The sequence below is a fragment of the Dietzia sp. SL131 genome (genome assembly GCF_026672565.1).
Classification (GTDB): domain Bacteria; phylum Actinomycetota; class Actinomycetes; order Mycobacteriales; family Mycobacteriaceae; genus Dietzia; species Dietzia kunjamensis.
In genome coordinates this window covers 39,992-56,414 of the sequence record NZ_JAPPRI010000001.1, presented here as the reverse complement: position 1 = coordinate 56,414, position 16,423 = coordinate 39,992, and the positions used below count along the sequence as shown (strand labels likewise).

Genomic DNA, 16,423 nt, shown 5'->3' with positions numbered 1-16,423 from the left:
CTGCCGTCTACCTGCGATGATTGGGTTTGTGCTGGTGGGTGCCGGGTTTGGCTGGTGCAGTGTCGACGCCGCGGATGTGATGCTTGTGCGTCGGTCCAGCGTCCCGTAGGTTTCTTGCATTAGATGCAGGTTTCCACGGGTCGGAGGTCGGCGTGGACGGTGTTCCTGGGTTCGTTCCGCGGCTGTTGCGCGACGGTGAGGTTGGCCTGTTCCGCGCCGAGGACCGCGTGTTTGAAGCAATGGTCGAGGGTTGGCGGGCGCAGATGCTGGCGCGTGGGCTGACGAGAGCGACGATCGACGGGCGCTGCGGGGTGCTGCGCCGGTTCCAGGAGTTTGCGGGGACGTTCCCGTGGTCGTGGCGACCGGTCGATCTGGATGACTACATGGCTGGGCGGCGCTCGGGTGAGAAGCCGGTGAGCTGGACGACGCTGCGTTCGGACAGCAATGCCATCGCGATGTTCTGTGCCTACGTCTCGAGCTCGAGCTACGGGTGGGGTGCGCTGTGCCAACGGGTCTTCGACGATGTTCCGGCCCAGATCGCGTTCGAGTGGAACACCCCGCGGCACACCTGCGAGGATGCTGTTCCGGCCGGGCGCCGGGCCTTTACGGCCACGGAGCTGCAGAGACTGTTTGATGACGTGGACGACCGGGTCGATCGTGAGTTCGCTGCTGGGAGTAAGCGCTGGCTGCCCCTGTTGCGGGACTCGATCGCGTTCAAGGTCTGCTACGCCTATGGGCTTCGGCGTCGCGAGGTGGCGATGTTGGACGTGCAGGATTTCGGCCCCAACCCGCATGTGCCTGCGTACGGCGACTTCGGCGCGGTGACCGTCCGGTGGGCCAAAGGCACCGCCGGGTCGGGGCCGCGACGACGAACCGTGTTGACGGTCCCGGAGTTCGACTGGGTGGTTGACCTGCTCCGATTCTGGATCACCGAGCGTGGTCGAGCGCATTTCGCTACTGCTGACCGCTCGGCGGCGCTATGGCCGAGCGAGCGCGCCGAGCGGATAAGAGTGGGTAGCTTGAGTGATGCCTTCGCCGCCGCCCGCGAGGGTGCCGGCTTGCCGAAAGAGCTCGGACTGCACTGCCTGCGACATTCCTACGTCACGCACTTGATCGAGGCCGGCTACGACCCGGCGTTCGTGCAGACTCAAGTCGGTCATGCCTATGCGTCGGTCACCGGGCTGTACACCTCGGTCGGCGACGATTTCAAACAGAAGACCATTCAGCGCATGATCGCTTCGCGGCTGGACGGCCGCGGCAGGAAGCAGGACGGAGACGCTGATGGCTGAGCAACGACGCATCGGGTATCGCTGGAATCTGCGGACGATGATGGCGCAGCGCAACCTGTGGAAGAGCACCGAACTGGTGCCGTTGTTGAGGTCTCGGGGCATCAACCTGTCCGAGAGTCAGGTCTACCGGCTGGTGACCGGCACACCAGAGCGGATCCCGGCACGCACGTTCGCCGCGCTCTGCGACATCCTCGACTGCGAACCGGGTGAGCTGTTCGAACCGTTCGTGGAGATGCGGGCAGCAGCCACCGCGCAGGCGCCGGCCCGGCCGGAAGACCTGGGGGTGGCACCCGGCCAGCCGATCGCCCGCCGGGTGAGACTCGTCCGGGGCGACAACGAGGATTGACCGGTACCGATGGCCAGGCCCCGCAAACCCGACGATCCGGACCTACGTCGCGTGTGTCCGTGTGATCGCTGCGGCTTGGGCTACCCCCTTGTGGTCACCTGGGGCCCGGAGGACCAGATCTGCGGCTACTGCTACCAGCAGGCCAAACGCACCCGCGGCACCTGCGACTGCGGCCACATCGGCGTCTTACCGGGCCGAGTCCATGGGCGCCCGGCCTGCCGGGCGTGCGCCCAGATCACCCTCAACATCGATTGCGTGCGCTGCGGCGCCGAGGACGAGATCTACCGCGCCGGCCTGTGCTGGCCATGCGCACTGAGCGAGACCGTCGACGGACTGCTGACCAACCCGGACACCGGCACCATCGCCGAGAGGCTAATCCCCCTGGCGGAGGCATTGAAATCGATGAAACGCGCCAACAGTGGAATGACCTGGATCCGCCAGCGGCACGTCACCGAATTCCTGAACCAGCTGGCCTCCCTCCCGGAGCTCACGCACGAGGCGATCGATGCGCTCCCACGCTCGCGCACCCGCGACTACGTGCGCGGGCTCCTTGTCGAGCACGGTGTCCTGCCCCGACGCGACGAGCTGCTTGTCCGCTACCAAGACTGGGCGGACACAGCACTGGAGAGGCTGACCGAGGACACCCACCGGGCCGTCATTGACCGCTATGTCCACTGGCACCATCTGCGGCGCATGAACCAGATGAACCCCGTCCCCCACGGCACCTTCCTGCGCAGCAAGCAGACCGTCACCGTCGCGATCAACTTCCTCAACTGGCTCGGCGAGCGCGACATCACGCTCGCCGACGTCGGCCAGGGCGAGGTCGACGCCTGGATCGCCGGCGGGCCAACCACGCGACTGCTCATCGACCGGTTCCTCGGCTGGGCCATGGACACCAAAAACGCCCCACCAGGGCTCACCGTGCCCCGCCATCGCCGCGGTAACAGCACCAAACTCAGCGCCACCGAGCAAGGCGCCGCCCTAGATCGAATAGTGGACGGCGACACCCTGACCACACGCGACAAAGCCGCGGCGATTCTAGTCCTAGTCTTCGGCCAACAGATCCAGGATATTGCCGCCCTGACCTGGGACGACATCACCGTGACCGAAGATCTGACGACCATTACGCTCGGCAGCGGCCCGATCGCGTTGCCCACCCCGCTCGACGGGCCGTGGCGTGAACTCCTGGCCAACCCCGGCCACGACCAGACCGCCGCTCACCCGAGAAGCAACTGGGTCTTCAGAGGGCATTCCCCCGGCCGGCACATCGACCCGATGCACCTACGCCTCCGGCTACGAGACCACCTCGTCAGCGCCCGCGCCGCCCGGCTCGGCACACTGCATGAACTCAGCAAAACCGCCCCGGCCGCCATCATCGCCGACGTCCTGGGCTATCACCCATCGACCATTGAGCGCCACGCCGTTGACGCGGCAGGTACGTACGCCGAATACATCGCCGCCGTACGTGAGCACTGCCAGAGGTGATTCTCCGAAAATCACCGAGCAATCGGTAACAGCGGAAACAGGTAACACGAAACAATTCCTGTTACCGGCGTGGAGAGTGCCACAGAGTAATTCGCCGCTCGAGAAACCGCGATCAGACCGCCTACTCCCGACTTACGAACACCCGTTCCTGCCAGCAACATCATGGCTGGTCGGGCCCTGTTTTGGGGCCACGGTGTGCTCCAACGTTGTTTACGAGTGGTCTTGGTCGTTCTCGGTGATTTGGGCCAGGGCTGCGGTGAGGTCGTCTTCGCTGGGTAGTGCCTGTTGCTCTGCGGCGGGTAGGGCCTCATAGCTGAAGGTCGAGACGGCCAGGGGTGCGTCGGCTTGGTTCAGTGCGTAGCGGACGACGCGGTCGTTGCGGCTGCCGCAGATCAGGATCCCGACGGTTGGGGCATGTGCGGTTCGGCGCAGGCGGTCCTCGACGAGGGCGACGTAGAACTGCAGCTGTCCGGCGTGTTCGGGCTTGAATTTGCCGGTCTTGAGCTCGATGACGACGTACCGTAGTTGCTCGACGTGGAAGAACAGCAGGTCAGCGTAGAAATCTTCGCCACCGACGTCGAAATGGACTTGCCTTCCCACGAAGGCGAATCCCGGGCCGAGCTCTCGCAGCGTATCGACGATCCGGTCGGTCAGGGACTCCTCGAGCTCGCGTTCGGCGACCTCGCCGGACAGGTCCAGGAAATCAAGAATTAGCGGGTCCTTGGCGATCTGTTGGGCGAGCTCGGAATCTTGCGCAACAAGCTGTTGCGCGAAGTTTGAGGGGGCCGCCCCGGTGCGTTCGAGGGCGCTGCTGGCGATCATGTTGGTGAGCACGTTGCGCGACCAGCCGTGCTCGACGGCCGCGGCTGCGTACTTGTCCCGATCTTCCTGGGTGCTGAGCTTGTCCAGTAGGACGGTCACGTGTCCCCAGGGCAGATGCGCAACGGGCTGTTGCGCGATTGGTCCGGTGGGCCAGGCGCCGGCGAAGGTCGCCATGTACTGCAGGTTCCGGGCGGAAAAGCCCTTCATCTGGGGGAACTCGGCCCGAAGATCTTCGGCGAGCCTGCGAATTACACCGCTGCCCCACCCGTGTCGGTTACTTTCCTCGCGCACTGCCTGTCCGATGGACCAGTACAACTCGATCAGTTGGGTGTTGACCCTTCGCTGCGCCGTGATCCGTGCGCTTTTGACCCTGTTCTTCAGGTCCTCGATAAGGCGCCCGTAGTTGGTTGGCAGGTCCAGGTCCCGGGTGTTCACCCGTCCATCCTGACAGGTTCGCCCCTGCGAACCTGCACGCCGTACGGCAATACACTGCAGCCTCACCTGGCTCGCAATTGGCGTCCTGTTGGGCGCTCGTCAAACGAGACACGGCGATGGAGGCTTCACGTGTTGTTGAGGTAGATCTCTCGGACCCGTGTTGGTGTGATCTCGCACCGCTGCCCGAGAGTGGCGGCGGTTACGCCTCGGTCGATTGCCCCCATGATTTGGCGGTCTCGGTTCGCGTTGACGTTGAAAGGGGGTGGCCCGGGCGCAGTGACCGGGCCACCCCTTTTCAGCCTCCGCCGGCTGGAAGGGCCTTCACCGTCTCACTCAGGGCCACCCCGAGGCCGGCGCCGATGAGACCGGCACCGATGGCACCTCCGGCCACCATGGGCAGGATCGCCGACGAGGCCAGTACGGCGACTGCGGGCAGTCCCAGGCCTGTCACGCCGGACGCGATGCCGACGAACTGCCCCGGCCGGCCAATGTGGTGTCCGCGAGCGGCGAGTACTGCGACCATCACGGTCACCGCGATCGCACCGAACGCGCTCACGCTAAGCGTGAGCGCGAGCATTGTTGGATCCACAATCTTCTCCGTTTCAGTCGTTGGTACGTGGAATTGTCCACCCGGCTCATGCCGCCGCCGATTTGCTCGACGCCGGACGCCTGGCGCCTTAGCAGCGGTCAGCGCTCGATCCTCGACATGGGCGCGGGCGTGAACTAGTGTCGGTAACGCAGGAAACAAAACACGTTCCCAATTACCTGTTACCGGGTGCTGAAGCTGAAGGGGTTGTCATGTCGTCGTCGGAGAAGATCGCTCACGCCTATGGGGTGATCGTCGCGCGGGGGGACAAGGTCACCGTGCGGGCGGTGCAGAAACAGGCGGGGGTGCGTATCGGCGAGGTGGCGGCGTGGATGCGGGAGCACGCCGCGGGCGCAGCCGGCGACGTCCCGGAGGCCCCGGACTTGTCGGAGCCGATGTCGGCGATGGTGGCCTCGGTGTGGGCGGCGGCGTGGAAGCGTGCCGCCGAGCAGGCAGACGAGGCCACCGCGGTGGCGCTCGATGCTGCCCGTGCCGGCGAGGCCGACGCCCTCGCCGCGGCGGAGTCCGCCACGGTGCAGCGAGCAGAGGCGGACGCAGCCAGGCAGGAGGCGGTCCGGGACGCCGAGCAGTTGCGCGCCGAGCTGGCACAGGTTCGTCAGCAGCTCGATGAGAGCCAGCGTGAGGCAGAGCAGGCGCGCGTACAGGCCGACGAGGCCGACCGCGGGCGTGTGCGGGCGGAGGCCACCTCGGACACCTTGCGCGAACTCCTGGACGCCTTCCGTTCCTCCCGGCAGGCCGACGATGAGAAGTAGCGCGCCGCACCGGGGTGGCCCGGAAGTGTCGGACCGGACGAGCACACTGTCGGAACCAGACAAGCAATGACACAGCGGCTCGGACCTCCGCCAGGACAGTTCGGTACGTGACAGCCGGAACTCCAACACGGGAGGACGCCATGTGGGATCTACAGACCGCGATACAGGCTGTGGCGGTGGTCGCGGTGGCATCGCTTCTGGTGCCGCCGTTGGCGCGCGGTATCGGGGGAATCTGCGCTGTGATCGGTTTCTGCGGTGTGGTGCAGTCGAGCTCCTGGGCGCCGACGGTGATGGCGTTGGGTCTGGTGGCGTGGCTGGTTGGGCACTGGTCGTTCGCGGTACGCAACGATGTGCACTACCGGTCGCCTCTCGCGCTGCTGGTGATTGACTCCACGCCGCTGCGATGGACAATTCCGCGCTATTGGCAGTTGCGCCGCGCCCGGCGCCTGGCACAAGCCCGCTGACACTTCCCCACCCGACCGATACGACTATGACCCCACCGATTGGTGGGGTCATTGCTATTGGTGTGTGGTGCCCGAGTCTAGAACAGTGGGGGCTCGCCCAGTGGTGCGGTGTTGCCGCTGGCGCGGGCGTAGGCACCCGAGTCCCAGCCGCCGGCGACAGCCTCGCGGACGGCCAGCGAGCGAGCATGCCGGTCGTGCCGCTGGGTGGCGTTGCGGATGATGCCGGTGCGTCCGCAGGCAACCGCGTAGAGCAGGTTCGCCGACTGGGTTGAGGCGATGAGGTGACCCGGGTCCACGCGCACACACAAGGGTTCGTTGCAGCGGTGTTCACCGATCGCTCCGTCGGTCAGCTCGCCGGCAACCAGGAGCGCGAAACGGTGCGCGTACTCGGTTCTGCTGACGCCGCCTCGTCGCCAGCTAATCCTTCCGTACCCGTCGGAGATGGCGCCGGTCCAGATGTGGCACCCGTTGCCCGGTGCGCGCACGACGCGGGAGTCAAACGCTGCGATCGCTGACTCAGTTGGAGGCAGCGTCGAGTCATACGGCCGGGACCGTTGCGCGGCAGACCGGGGCCGGGGACCGGCGTCCATTCCCGGGAGTGGGATGTCCTCGAACCACCCGCCGGAAGCTGGTTCAGTGTTGCTGGTCACCGTTGGTGCCCGCAGGGGTCTGGTCTGCCGCCGGAGTCTCCCCGCGGTCCGCGTCTTCGGCCGCGCCCTCGAGGGCGGTGTCCGTCTCCTTGGCGCTGCGGATTGCGGCACCGACCTCGCGGGCGGACAGTCCGGTCATCTCCGCCAGTTCGGCTTGAGCCACACCCAAGTCCCGGAGCTCGATCAACGCGTCACCGAGGGCGATATGCGCGTCGTTGCGGGCGTCGATCGCGGAGAACACCGCCACGAGCTTGGACTCGCGCTGGCGCGCACGCTCGAGCTCGTCGGCCATTGCTTGACGGGCGCGGGCCCGCGCGGTCTGGGAACGCGAATCAGTCTTCGTAGCAGCCATAGCTCAAACCCTAGAGCACCACTGCGACATCAGCGAGCACCAACCACTCCCCCATCCGACCACCGCTTCACGATTCCCGGCCCCTGTAGAACCGCCACCGCCGTGCCCACATCCAGCACTCACTACCGCTCGCTTAAACAGCCTTACACAGTAGGCACTATTAGTGAGATTGGGAAGGCACTGGTCACGGCGTCGCGCGACGCGACGCGTAGACGCCGCCTTTCAACACGCCTACGCTGGAGCACATGATGACCCTCCGAGCGGTACATGCAGGTACTGGATACCAGTACCTGCTGCGCTCGGTGGCCACCAACGACGCCGACCCCGAGGGCAAGTCCTTGTCGGACTACTACGCGGCGAAAGGCACCCCGCCTGGGCGCTGGATCGGCTCCGGCCTCACCGGTCTGAACTCTGAGGCAACCACGTCCGGGGCCACCGTCACGGAATCGCAGATGGCTGCGCTCTACGGCGAAGGTTTGCACCCGGACACCGACGAGAAGATGCTCGCCGGAACATCACTGTCTGACTGCAAACTCGGACGATCCTTCCCGGTCTTCACCGGAACCTCCGAGGTTCTGGCCGCACTATCTGCTGCCGAGAAGCAGTTCCTGTCAACCGAGAAAAGGCGACCCACTGTGCAGGAGCGGGCGCAGCTGGCCGAGCAGATAGGTCGCCCGTTCTACACCGAGAAGTTCGGCTACGAACACGCCTCCGGCAAAGACATCGTTGCCTGGATCAACCGCGAACGCGACCAGGTAAAGCAAGCAGTCGCCGGGTTCGACTTCACCTTCTCTCCGGTGAAAAGTGTCAGCGTTCTGTGGGCACTGGCAGACGAACAGACGTCCGCGAGAGTGGCGGCACTGCACCACGAAGCCGTGGCCGAGGCACTGTCCTGGGCAGAGGACAACGCCATCTACACCCGCGTCGGTGTCAAAGGAATCCAGCAGGTCAAAACCCGGGGACTCATCGCCTCGGAGTTCACCCATTTTGATACCCGAGGAGGCGACCCGGACCTGCACTCCCACGTCCTGGTCGCCAACAAAGTGCAAGGCCCCGACGGACGATGGTTGAGCCTGGATTCACGGGCAATCCACCAGATGCACCAAGCGATCTCGGCCCGCTACGATGCGATCCTGCACGACAAGCTCACCCGCCAGATGGGTGTCGAGTTCGAGGCCCACTACCCACACCGGGATAAGGCTCCGATCTGGGAAATTGCCGGGATTGACCGCCGACTCATCGACGCATTCTCATCCCGCCGCACCCTCGCCAGACCTGTTTACGACCGCCTAGTTGCCGAGTTTGTCGACACCCACGGGCGCCAACCTTCGCAACGTGCTGCCTACGCTCTGTGGCAGAAGGCGATCCTGGACACTCGTGACGCCAAGAAGCCCGCGCAGTCCCTTGACGAACTCCGCAACGCGTGGCGACAGGCCGCTCAAGAGCGCGTGGGAGCCGAAGCAGTCGAGGCCATCACCGAGCGCGTGACCGCCTCCGATACCGAAACAGAGCGACCGGTATTTGACGTCCAGAAGCACACCCAGCTGGTGGCTCGGCAGGCCATCTCACGGGTGACCCAGATGCGTGCACAGTTCCGCGCCTCACACGTGGACACCGCCGTATCCACCGCACTCAAGGGCTACCGCTTTACCACCGACGAGGAGCTGAATCGAGCCCACGCCGCTGTGCTGGAGTACGCCATGGAAAGCATTGCGGTGCCCCTGACACCACCGGAACCACTGACTCTGCCGGCGCAGTTGATGACTGAGCAAGACAGGGGAACTGACCGGCACGCCAACAGCGAAAAGTTCACCACCGACGCCGTCCTCGACGCCGAAACCGCTGTCCTTGACGCTGCCCAAACCCCGGTCGCAGTGTTCGCCACCGACGCCGCACTTGATGCTGCCGAGCAGGCCCACCACGCGGCCACCGGGTGGAGCCTGAACCCCGGCCAGCACGCTCTGGCACAGCACCTGCTCACCGTCGGAACACTCGTGGCCGCAGGGGTCGGGCCGGCCGGCACCGGCAAGACCGCCTCGATGAAGATCGTGGCCGATACCTGGCAAGAAACAGGACGGAAGGCGATCGGGCTGGCTCCCTCTGCCGCCGCCGCCAGCGTGCTGTCAGAAGACATCCACGCCCCCGCCCACACCATCGACTCACTGACCTTCACCTGGCGAGGACTCCACCCCAACCAGCCCGGACAAACCCTGTCGGCACTGCCGGTACAGATCAACCCCGGCGACATGCTCCTGGTCGATGAAGCCGGAATGGCCAGCACCGAGAACCTCGCCGCACTGACCGAGATCGCCGCCGAATCCGGGGCAGTCGTGCGACTGATCGGCGACCCGTACCAGCTGTCCGCGGTCAACTCCGGCGGCATCTTCGCGGAAGTGTGCCGCACCCCCGGCACCGTAGAGCTCGACCAGGTCATGCGCATGGGAGCAGACACCCAGCAAGCAGAAGCAACACTGGGGCTTCGTGTCGGCGACACCGATGCCCTCGAGCTATACCAAGGCCGCGACTGGATCAGTGGTGGACACCGAGAGTCCATGCTCACCGACGCCGTGCAGGCCTACCTCGCCGACCGCGACGCCGGCCGCAAGTCACTGATCATCGCCTCCCGCAACGACGACGTCGACACCCTCAACGAAGTCATCCGCGCACAACGCATCGCAGAAGGCCTCGTCGACGACACCCGCACCACCACCGTCTCCCGCTCAGACACCGTCGGCGTCGGAGACACCGTCATCGCCCGCAAGAACTCGAAGCTCTACACCACAGACAGCAAATACCTCGGGCGGGTCATCAACGGCCAACTCTTCACCGTCACCGACCTCGCCGACGACGGCACACTCGCCGTACGCGACATCAACACCGGCCAGGACATGCTCATCCCCGCCGACTACGCCGGAACCAACATGCACCTGGGCTACGCGGCCACCATCCACCGCGCCCAAGGCTCCACCGTGGATACCACCCACGCCGTCATCGACACTTCCGTCGATCGGGCCGGCCTGTACGTCGCCATGACCCGAGGCAAGAAAGAAAACCGCGTCTACACGGTCTGCGAACCCGACCTCGACCTCTCCGCCGAAGACGGACACATGCACTCCGCCGGCGACTCCGCAGCGCCCACCGCCACCGAGGTTCTGCACACCGTTCTGGCCCGCGACACCCGCCAGATTTCAGCAATCCAGACCCTGCGCACCGAGTACACCGAAGCCACCGACCCCGAGCGTGTCGAAGCGCTCTACCGCCACGGCGCCGAGCTGGCCGCCAAGGCCTTCACCGCCCAGACCCTGCCCGACTACCTCGACGCCTTGCCCCGCGCTTACGCCCCCGGCCCCGAGCTCCAGGAGGAGCTCGGCCACGCTTGGACCGAGGCCGTTCTTGCCGGTCTCGATCCCCGCGAGGTGTGGGTCGAAGCCACTGACAATCTTGACACCGCGAAATCGCCCGCAGCAGTCATTGCCCACCGGCTCCGTCACCAGGCCCGCGAGGCCGACAACGCCGACGCACTCCCCTACCCCGCCCCCAGCATCCTCGGCACCGACACCGAACTGACCGCCTGGCTCTCTGATGCACGAGCGGCGCTGACCGAACCGGAGGAGGCGGGCAGCATCTTCGTTCAGTCCTACCTCGAGGCCCTCGACGCCGAAGAAGACACCAACCCCTATGCAGACACAACGGGACCATCGTGGAACTGGAGTCCCAGCGTCGACTCCTCCCCCGACCTGTGGTGAACAGCTCGTTCTCTGGCGCCGGCAGCCTTAGGCGGCGGTTGCGGACCATTGGTGAGGCGCGAGGAGCATCTCCGGCGAGGGAAGCTCTGCCCGAGCTGCCGCTACCAGTTCCCACCAACTCGCCGGATCGGACTCTCGCAGCCGGTCTTGAGCAGCCATTGCCGCGCCCCACGTGGTGGCCTGGACCGGTGGGCCGGTGCAGGTGGCACCGTAGGCCAGCGCGATATCAACCGGGTGGACCTGCTCGGCCTCTGCCGGGCTGGGAAAGGTGCCCCATTCGGCCAGCGCATCGGATCGCGTCGGCTGGTAGCGGGTGGTGAACCACCACACGAACACCGCCGACTGCAGCCGGTACAAGCGCACCCGGTCCGCGTGCGCCCCCGTCACCCCCGCCAGGTCCGCAGCCCGGGCCAATCGGGAACGGCCCTGATAGGCGCGCCCCGCAGAGTTGCACAGGCCCACGGCCTGCAAGGCCCGCAGTTTGCTGCGCACCGTGGCCGCGCACACTCCAGCACGGGCAGCGAGCTCCCCGACCGACATAGGCCCTCGGGCCAGCAGCTGCCACACCCGCAACCCGAGCACTCCGAGTGAGCGGGCGTGCCAGATGTCTGCGCGAGCACGCGCCAACTCCGCATGTAGTCCCTTCTCCAGCGCGGGGGAAAAAACTGCACCACTTCTTCGTTCCCCGCCCCCGGGTGTTGCGATCCGCCAGATGGCCGCCCAGGGGCCCGCTGCTCGCTGTGCCCTGGTAATCCAGCCCTGCCGCAGCAGCACTTTCACGCGGTCGTTCACGACGTCTCTGGTCAGGCCTGCTGCGGTGGCCCAGTCGCGCTCAGCCAGCTGCACCGTCTCTGCGGCGGCTGCCAGGGTTCGGGCTGCCAGTCCCAGGAGCACCAGGCGGTCCTGGGACCCGGTTTTCCCGGTCCATCTGGCTGGCTGGGAGTTCATGCGGGCCAGCAGGTCGGCGACAGTGTCTTCGGCAGCTCGGCGGGCAGGTGACGGTGTGGTGGTGCTGCGGCGGGTGGTGTAGTTGGCTGCGGTGACGGCTTTGGCCCACTGGCGTGCCAACTCGGCGTGCGGGTCGAACCTGGGCGTACGCTCCGCTGCCCCTGTGCGGTGTGTGCGGACGGTTTCCAGGCCTGGCCAGCGGTCGGTGAACGCAGCCTGGTGCAGGTCGTCGTAGCGCATCCTGGCGTGGGCGCAGGCCAACAAGATCGACCACCCGATCGCCGAGGCATCTGAGTGAGCAGTGATCTGGGTGCGGGCCAGGGCCCGAGTTTGCGCGGACACTGGGCGTCTGGGACCAGCCAGATATGGGTGTCCCTGCACATCGGTGTGGACCGGGATCGGTGCGGCGCCTACGTCTGTGGTGGCGGTTGCGGTTGAACCGGCGTGTTGGGGATGTGTCAGCTGCGTGGCTGCTGTGCGCAGGGCGCGCAGAGACACCGGGCGAATATGCGGGCTTGTCAAAGGCACCGATGCGCCGCCGACGCGGTGGGGTGCGCCCGGGGCGCGAACACAACCCGTACGCGGGTTAGCCAGCGGACCCCGATCCAGCGAGGGCCACGCCGCGGCGAAGGCCTCAACGATCGGCGCCAGACGGTTCGGGGAGACGGCGGTACTAAGCCGGATCCACACGTGGTATCCCCCACCAGGCCCGGACGAGCACACCAGGTGCTCGATACCTGCGGCAGTCAAGACGGTTGTACACGCTGTGAGGTCTTGGTCCGCGGTTGAGCCGGCATGGTGGGCGTCAAAATCCAGGGCAAGCAACCGGAACCTGCCCGATTCATCAGTCAAATGAAGCGCAAACGGTGTCCCCTCCCCCGGTTTGCCGTCGGTGAGGCGTCGCGTGGCGGCGAACGAGTGCGTCTTGCGCGAGTCAACACGCACATACGGGCGCGGACTCCACGTGCACACCACCGAGTCCCACCACCAGGTGCAATCTCGGGATTTGACGTTGTCGCGGTCAGTGCAAGACACGCCCAACGGATCGACTGGACCAACCGATGGGTATGACTTACTCTGAGAGGTGCCTGGAAGCACAGCTCTCCTAATTGGTGGGCAACCCCGAGTTTGAGCGGTAACTCGAACTCTTGACTTTCGATCCCGGTCCACTGGCAGGTGGGCCGGGATCAGTCATTTCAGGGTTGCGGGATGTTCAACTACTGGCCGGCACGACCCGACCGCCGCTTCACGCTGAAATTGCCTCCTCATCTGCAGGTGGAAGTACGGCCTCGGGCAGGCCGAGGTTGATTGCGGCGAGGTCGGCCAAGTACTGAGACATCGAGACGCCTCTAGATCTAGCTTCCACTCGAAGTGCTTCGTACACCTCGGGAGCCATACGGACGGGCACCCGCATGCGCTCGCCGAATGACGGTCGCCCGGGGCCCCGCTGCTTCGTCGCCATGGGAGGGAAACTTCCACACTTGGCGCCACAAATCCTAACGACACGCCAAGGTGAGATGGAGTTTCTGGCGCCGTCTATGACGTCGTCGGCTTCCAGTAATGGACCCCCACTGTGCGGTATCAACCAGTAGCGGTATGTACCACAACACCTGTACTGGTACAGCGGTATTTATGGATGAGTGGCGTGTCGTGCAGGCTTCTGTACTGCGAGGTTGGTATCAAGGTGTTGACCACAATCAGTACAGCGGTATAACGGTATTCACAGATCGAGGTGTAGTGGGTTTTGAAGATTGCGGTAGTGAACACCAAGGGCGGCGTCGGCAAGACGACTACCGCCATCTACCTAGCGACAGTGGCGAGCGAGCAAGGGAAGTCGACCGAGTTGCTAGATGCAGATCCTCAGGGTTCGGCAACTAGCTGGGCCGAGCTAGCGGCCGAGGGGGGTCAGCCTCTGCCGTTCCAGGTCTCGCCTGCCAACAAGATCACGCTTTCGCGCGGATCGAGTTGTGATCTCACAGTGATCGACACGCCTCCCGGTGCAGCTGACATCATCCAAGCCGCGATCGATGCGGCTGATGTTGTCGTCGTCCCGACTGCGCCGTCTGGGTTGGACCTCCAGCGTGTCTGGCCAACGTTGGAGGCTGCTGCACACAAGCCAGCTGGCGTTCTTCTCACAAGTGTTGAGCTCGGCACCAAGCTGCTTGAGCTCACAAAGGAGGCCCTTGAATCGGAAGGGGTTTTCGTGTTCGAGAACGTGATTGGGAAGCGCCAGGCTATACGTCAGTCATTTGGGACATGTCCAGCAAGCTTCTTTGGCTATCGAGACCTGATGGAAGAGATTGTTGAGGTGACTAGGTGAAGGGCAAATCAGAGCCGGTGAGTCGTAGTCTGCGCCCACGGGCGGCAGCTCCTATTCGCCCGGTGTCGGAGACGTTCTCTGCTTCTGAAGCCGCACGTCCGACCAGTCCTCGCCGCACGAAGACATCGCTAGCGCTTGACGTTGAGGTGTACCGGAGGGCGAAAATAGCGGCCATTCAGCAGGGGGAGACCGTGTCTGAGTTCATTGAGGCGGCTATCCGGAGCGCGCTTCCAGATTGACTCCAGTAGGCGGTATGTACCCTTATCATCCTCTACCGATAAAGGTATATACCGCTTGCGGTATCGTCTGTCGAAACGACACCCTTAGTCTCTGCACACGTCCCAGTGGGACTGATGTGGGCTGCAGCCTCCAGCCGTGTCTGAGCGGCGACCTGACGCCGTGGGGGATCGTGTTGCCGGAACGCGTTTTATCGGCGCATGCTCCCCACGTGCAGGTGTCGGGTTATGCGCTGGCCAGTCGCTGGGCGGCCCATTGGTTGAGGGAGACGTGGTTCTCTGCGGCCTCCATCACCAGTCGGCGGTGGACTTCTGCTGAGGTGCGGACGTAGATGGTGCCGCTGTAGGAGCGTTCGGCGAAGGGCTGCGGCACGCTCTCGCCTGCGGCGGTGAGGTCGTCCACGACGCCGGCCACGACCTCCACCAGTCCCTGGAGGGCGTCTGTTTGATCCTGCTCGAGGTAGGACAGCGACGGAAACTCCAGCACGGTGGCGACGTACTCGTTGTCGTCGGGGGACCACTGGACTCGGTACGAGTAGCGACGGACATCGATTTCGCTCATGACTGCTCCTCCATCTTTTTGATCGCTGCGAGTACTTGTTTGACCTGGTAGGGCTTGGCCTGACCGTTCTTGCCCCGTTGGATGTTCACCCGGGGATCGCCCGGCCAGGGCATTTTGAACACCGCATGGCTGGTGCCCTGCTGACGAGGCTCACCGAAGACCCGCAGGCACAGTGTGTGCAGGTCGTTGTAGGACACCGACTTCGGGTTGCGCTCGATGGCTGCCCGGAGCTTATCGGCCTTCGTCACCACCTCATGCTAGCGCATGAGCTAGCATGAGACCATAGTTGGCACAGCGCTTGTAGTCGCTAATTGGCGAGTGAGGCGCGAATCTGAGCAGAAAATCGGCACGGTCAGTCTGGCGGATAGGGTTGGGTCGACGGTTCACGTCACGCTTCTGGCCTGCGAGTTTGACGGAATCCCACATTATCGGCACATATTTATCGGGAGTGTCATCAGCTGCGATTACTGCCGGCTACCTGCGATAACGTGCTTTGTGCTGGTGGGCGCCCCGGAGAGCCCGGACGGCGAGGGTGGTGCTGTGGAGGGTGATGCGTGCGGGTTGCTGCAGCGTGCCGCAGGTCCCTTGCATTAGATGCAGGTTTCCACGGGTTGGGGGTCGTCGTGGACAGTGTTCCGGGCTTCGTTCCGCGGGCGTGCTGGTCACGACATCGGCCGGGACCAGGTCGCCCGGCTGATGCGGGCTGGCGGGATCGAGGGCGTCCGGCGCAGCAAGCGAGTGCGCACCACACAACCCGACCCGGGGATGCCGCGCCGCCCTGACCTCGTGCGTCGCGACTTCACTGCCACCGCGCCGAACCAGTTGTGGGTCACCGACCTGACATTCGTCCCGACCTGGACTGGCGTCGCCTACGTCTGCTTCATCATCGACGCCTTCTCACGAACGATCGTCGGGTGGCGGGTCGCCTCGCACATGCGCACCACGATGGTCCTCGACGCGATCGAGATGGCCCGCTGGTCACGCGGCACCCAGCTGACCGGCCTGCGGTGTCACGGCGATGCCGGGTCGCGGTTCACGTCGATTCGCTACGGCGAACGCCTCGCCGAAATCGGAGCAACTCCCTCGATCGGCACCATCGCAGATTCCTACGATTAATGCGCTCGCTGAGACGGTCAATGGCTACTACAAGGCCGAACTCATCCGCGGCCCTGCCCGCGAGGGACGGCCGTGGAAGACCGTCGAGGACATCGAGCTGGCCACCTTGAGCTGGGTCCACTGGCACAACAACGACCGCCTGCACGGCTATCTTAATGACGTGCCGCCAGCAGAGTTCGAGGAGACGTTCTACGCTACGAAACGGGCCGACCAGACCCTGGTCGGAATCCAATAGCCGAGCCTCCATCAGACCCAGTGCGATTCAGTCGGCACCGGCGTGAGCGCGTTGCCAG

General features: G+C 64.9%; 14 protein-coding genes and 1 pseudogene. 8 read left to right on the top strand and 7 right to left on the bottom strand.

The genetic code is table 11. The features are described from left to right. Positions 1-152 precede the first annotated feature (152 nt). From OVA21_RS00275 to OVA21_RS00265, 3 genes are all read left to right on the top strand, one after another. Positions 153-1,289, top strand: coding sequence for a tyrosine-type recombinase/integrase (locus OVA21_RS00275; protein ID WP_268091518.1), 1,137 nt, complete (start codon positions 153-155; stop codon positions 1,287-1,289). Beyond that, positions 1,282-1,635, top strand: a complete 354-nt coding sequence (locus tag OVA21_RS00270; RefSeq protein ID WP_168547789.1) for a helix-turn-helix domain-containing protein — start codon at positions 1,282-1,284, stop codon at positions 1,633-1,635. The genes OVA21_RS00275 and OVA21_RS00270 overlap by 8 nt, the downstream gene beginning before the upstream one ends. Before the next feature lie 75 nt (positions 1,636-1,710). Then, positions 1,711-3,120, top strand: a complete 1,410-nt coding sequence (locus tag OVA21_RS00265; RefSeq protein WP_326493455.1) for a Fis family transcriptional regulator — start codon at positions 1,711-1,713, stop codon at positions 3,118-3,120. A gap of 210 nt (positions 3,121-3,330) precedes the next feature. Here OVA21_RS00265 and OVA21_RS00260 read toward each other — a convergent pair whose 3' ends face one another. Together OVA21_RS00260 and OVA21_RS00255 are read right to left on the bottom strand one after the other, a co-directional pair. After that, positions 3,331-4,377: a PDDEXK nuclease domain-containing protein gene (locus tag OVA21_RS00260; protein ID WP_268091516.1), complete on the bottom strand. Its 1,047-nt coding sequence runs from the start codon at positions 4,375-4,377 to the stop codon at positions 3,331-3,333. Positions 4,378-4,672: 295 nt separating this feature from the next. Beyond that, the gene (locus OVA21_RS00255) at positions 4,673-4,933 is read right to left on the bottom strand and encodes a hypothetical protein (protein ID WP_268091515.1); all 261 of its coding nucleotides are present in this window, start codon (positions 4,931-4,933) and stop codon (positions 4,673-4,675) included. Positions 4,934-5,175: 242 nt separating this feature from the next. Between OVA21_RS00255 and OVA21_RS00250 the strand changes: the two genes are divergently transcribed. Continuing rightward, on the top strand, positions 5,176-5,736 hold the full coding sequence (locus tag OVA21_RS00250) for a hypothetical protein (RefSeq protein ID WP_268091514.1): 561 nt from the start codon (positions 5,176-5,178) through the stop codon (positions 5,734-5,736). A gap of 140 nt (positions 5,737-5,876) precedes the next feature. Continuing rightward, entirely contained in the window at positions 5,877-6,200 is a 324-nt protein-coding gene (locus OVA21_RS00245; RefSeq protein ID WP_268091513.1) for a hypothetical protein, read from the top strand. Positions 6,201-6,277: 77 nt separating this feature from the next. On the opposite strand, the gene OVA21_RS00240 is transcribed toward OVA21_RS00245, so the two are convergent. Continuing rightward, a complete protein-coding gene (locus OVA21_RS00240) occupies positions 6,278-6,685 on the bottom strand; it encodes a hypothetical protein (RefSeq protein WP_268091512.1) in 408 nt (135 codons plus the stop codon). A 148-nt stretch (positions 6,686-6,833) separates the two neighbouring features. After that, complete coding sequence (locus tag OVA21_RS00235) at positions 6,834-7,202, bottom strand: hypothetical protein (RefSeq protein ID WP_268091511.1); 369 nt, start codon at positions 7,200-7,202, stop codon at positions 6,834-6,836. A 245-nt stretch (positions 7,203-7,447) separates the two neighbouring features. Here OVA21_RS00235 and mobF point away from each other — a divergent pair, with 245 nt between their 5' ends. After that, on the top strand, positions 7,448-10,948 hold the full coding sequence (mobF, locus tag OVA21_RS00230) for a MobF family relaxase (protein WP_326493454.1): 3,501 nt from the start codon (positions 7,448-7,450) through the stop codon (positions 10,946-10,948). 27 nt (positions 10,949-10,975) lie between these two features. Here mobF and OVA21_RS00225 read toward each other — a convergent pair whose 3' ends face one another. Continuing rightward, positions 10,976-12,238 carry a helix-turn-helix domain-containing protein gene (locus OVA21_RS00225; RefSeq protein ID WP_268091510.1) on the bottom strand — a complete coding sequence of 421 codons (1,263 nt, stop codon included), beginning with the start codon at positions 12,236-12,238 and terminating at the stop codon, positions 10,976-10,978. A gap of 1,417 nt (positions 12,239-13,655) precedes the next feature. On the opposite strand from OVA21_RS00225, the gene OVA21_RS00220 reads away from it, so the two are divergent. Continuing rightward, positions 13,656-14,216 (top strand): ParA family protein, encoded by a 561-nt coding sequence (locus OVA21_RS00220; protein WP_268091509.1) that lies wholly within the window; start codon positions 13,656-13,658, stop codon positions 14,214-14,216. A 462-nt stretch (positions 14,217-14,678) separates the two neighbouring features. Here OVA21_RS00220 and OVA21_RS00215 read toward each other — a convergent pair whose 3' ends face one another. Together OVA21_RS00215 and OVA21_RS00210 are read right to left on the bottom strand one after the other, a co-directional pair. Continuing rightward, the gene (locus OVA21_RS00215) at positions 14,679-15,014 is read right to left on the bottom strand and encodes a type II toxin-antitoxin system HicB family antitoxin (RefSeq protein WP_268091508.1); all 336 of its coding nucleotides are present in this window, start codon (positions 15,012-15,014) and stop codon (positions 14,679-14,681) included. Next, positions 15,011-15,262: a toxin HicA gene (locus OVA21_RS00210; protein ID WP_268091507.1), complete on the bottom strand. Its 252-nt coding sequence runs from the start codon at positions 15,260-15,262 to the stop codon at positions 15,011-15,013. Before OVA21_RS00210 ends, OVA21_RS00215 begins: the two co-directional genes overlap by 4 nt. Before the next feature lie 406 nt (positions 15,263-15,668). On the opposite strand from OVA21_RS00210, the pseudogene OVA21_RS00205 reads away from it, so the two are divergent. Next, positions 15,669-16,365, top strand: a pseudogene (locus OVA21_RS00205) (IS3 family transposase); the annotation flags it as partial. Positions 16,366-16,423 lie beyond the last annotated feature (58 nt).

Bases quoted from the DNA above. Each gene is read 5' to 3' on its own strand.
- OVA21_RS00270 (WP_168547789.1), top strand. From the start codon at position 1,282: ATGGCTGAGCAACGACGCATCGGGTATCGCTGGAATCTGCGGACGATG.
- OVA21_RS00250 (WP_268091514.1), top strand. From the start codon at position 5,176: ATGTCGTCGTCGGAGAAGATCGCTCACGCCTATGGGGTGATCGTCGCG.
- OVA21_RS00245 (WP_268091513.1), top strand. From the start codon at position 5,877: ATGTGGGATCTACAGACCGCGATACAGGCTGTGGCGGTGGTCGCGGTG.
- OVA21_RS00235 (WP_268091511.1), bottom strand. From the start codon at position 7,202: ATGGCTGCTACGAAGACTGATTCGCGTTCCCAGACCGCGCGGGCCCGC.
- mobF (WP_326493454.1), top strand. From the start codon at position 7,448: ATGATGACCCTCCGAGCGGTACATGCAGGTACTGGATACCAGTACCTG.
- OVA21_RS00215 (WP_268091508.1), bottom strand. From the start codon at position 15,014: ATGAGCGAAATCGATGTCCGTCGCTACTCGTACCGAGTCCAGTGGTCC.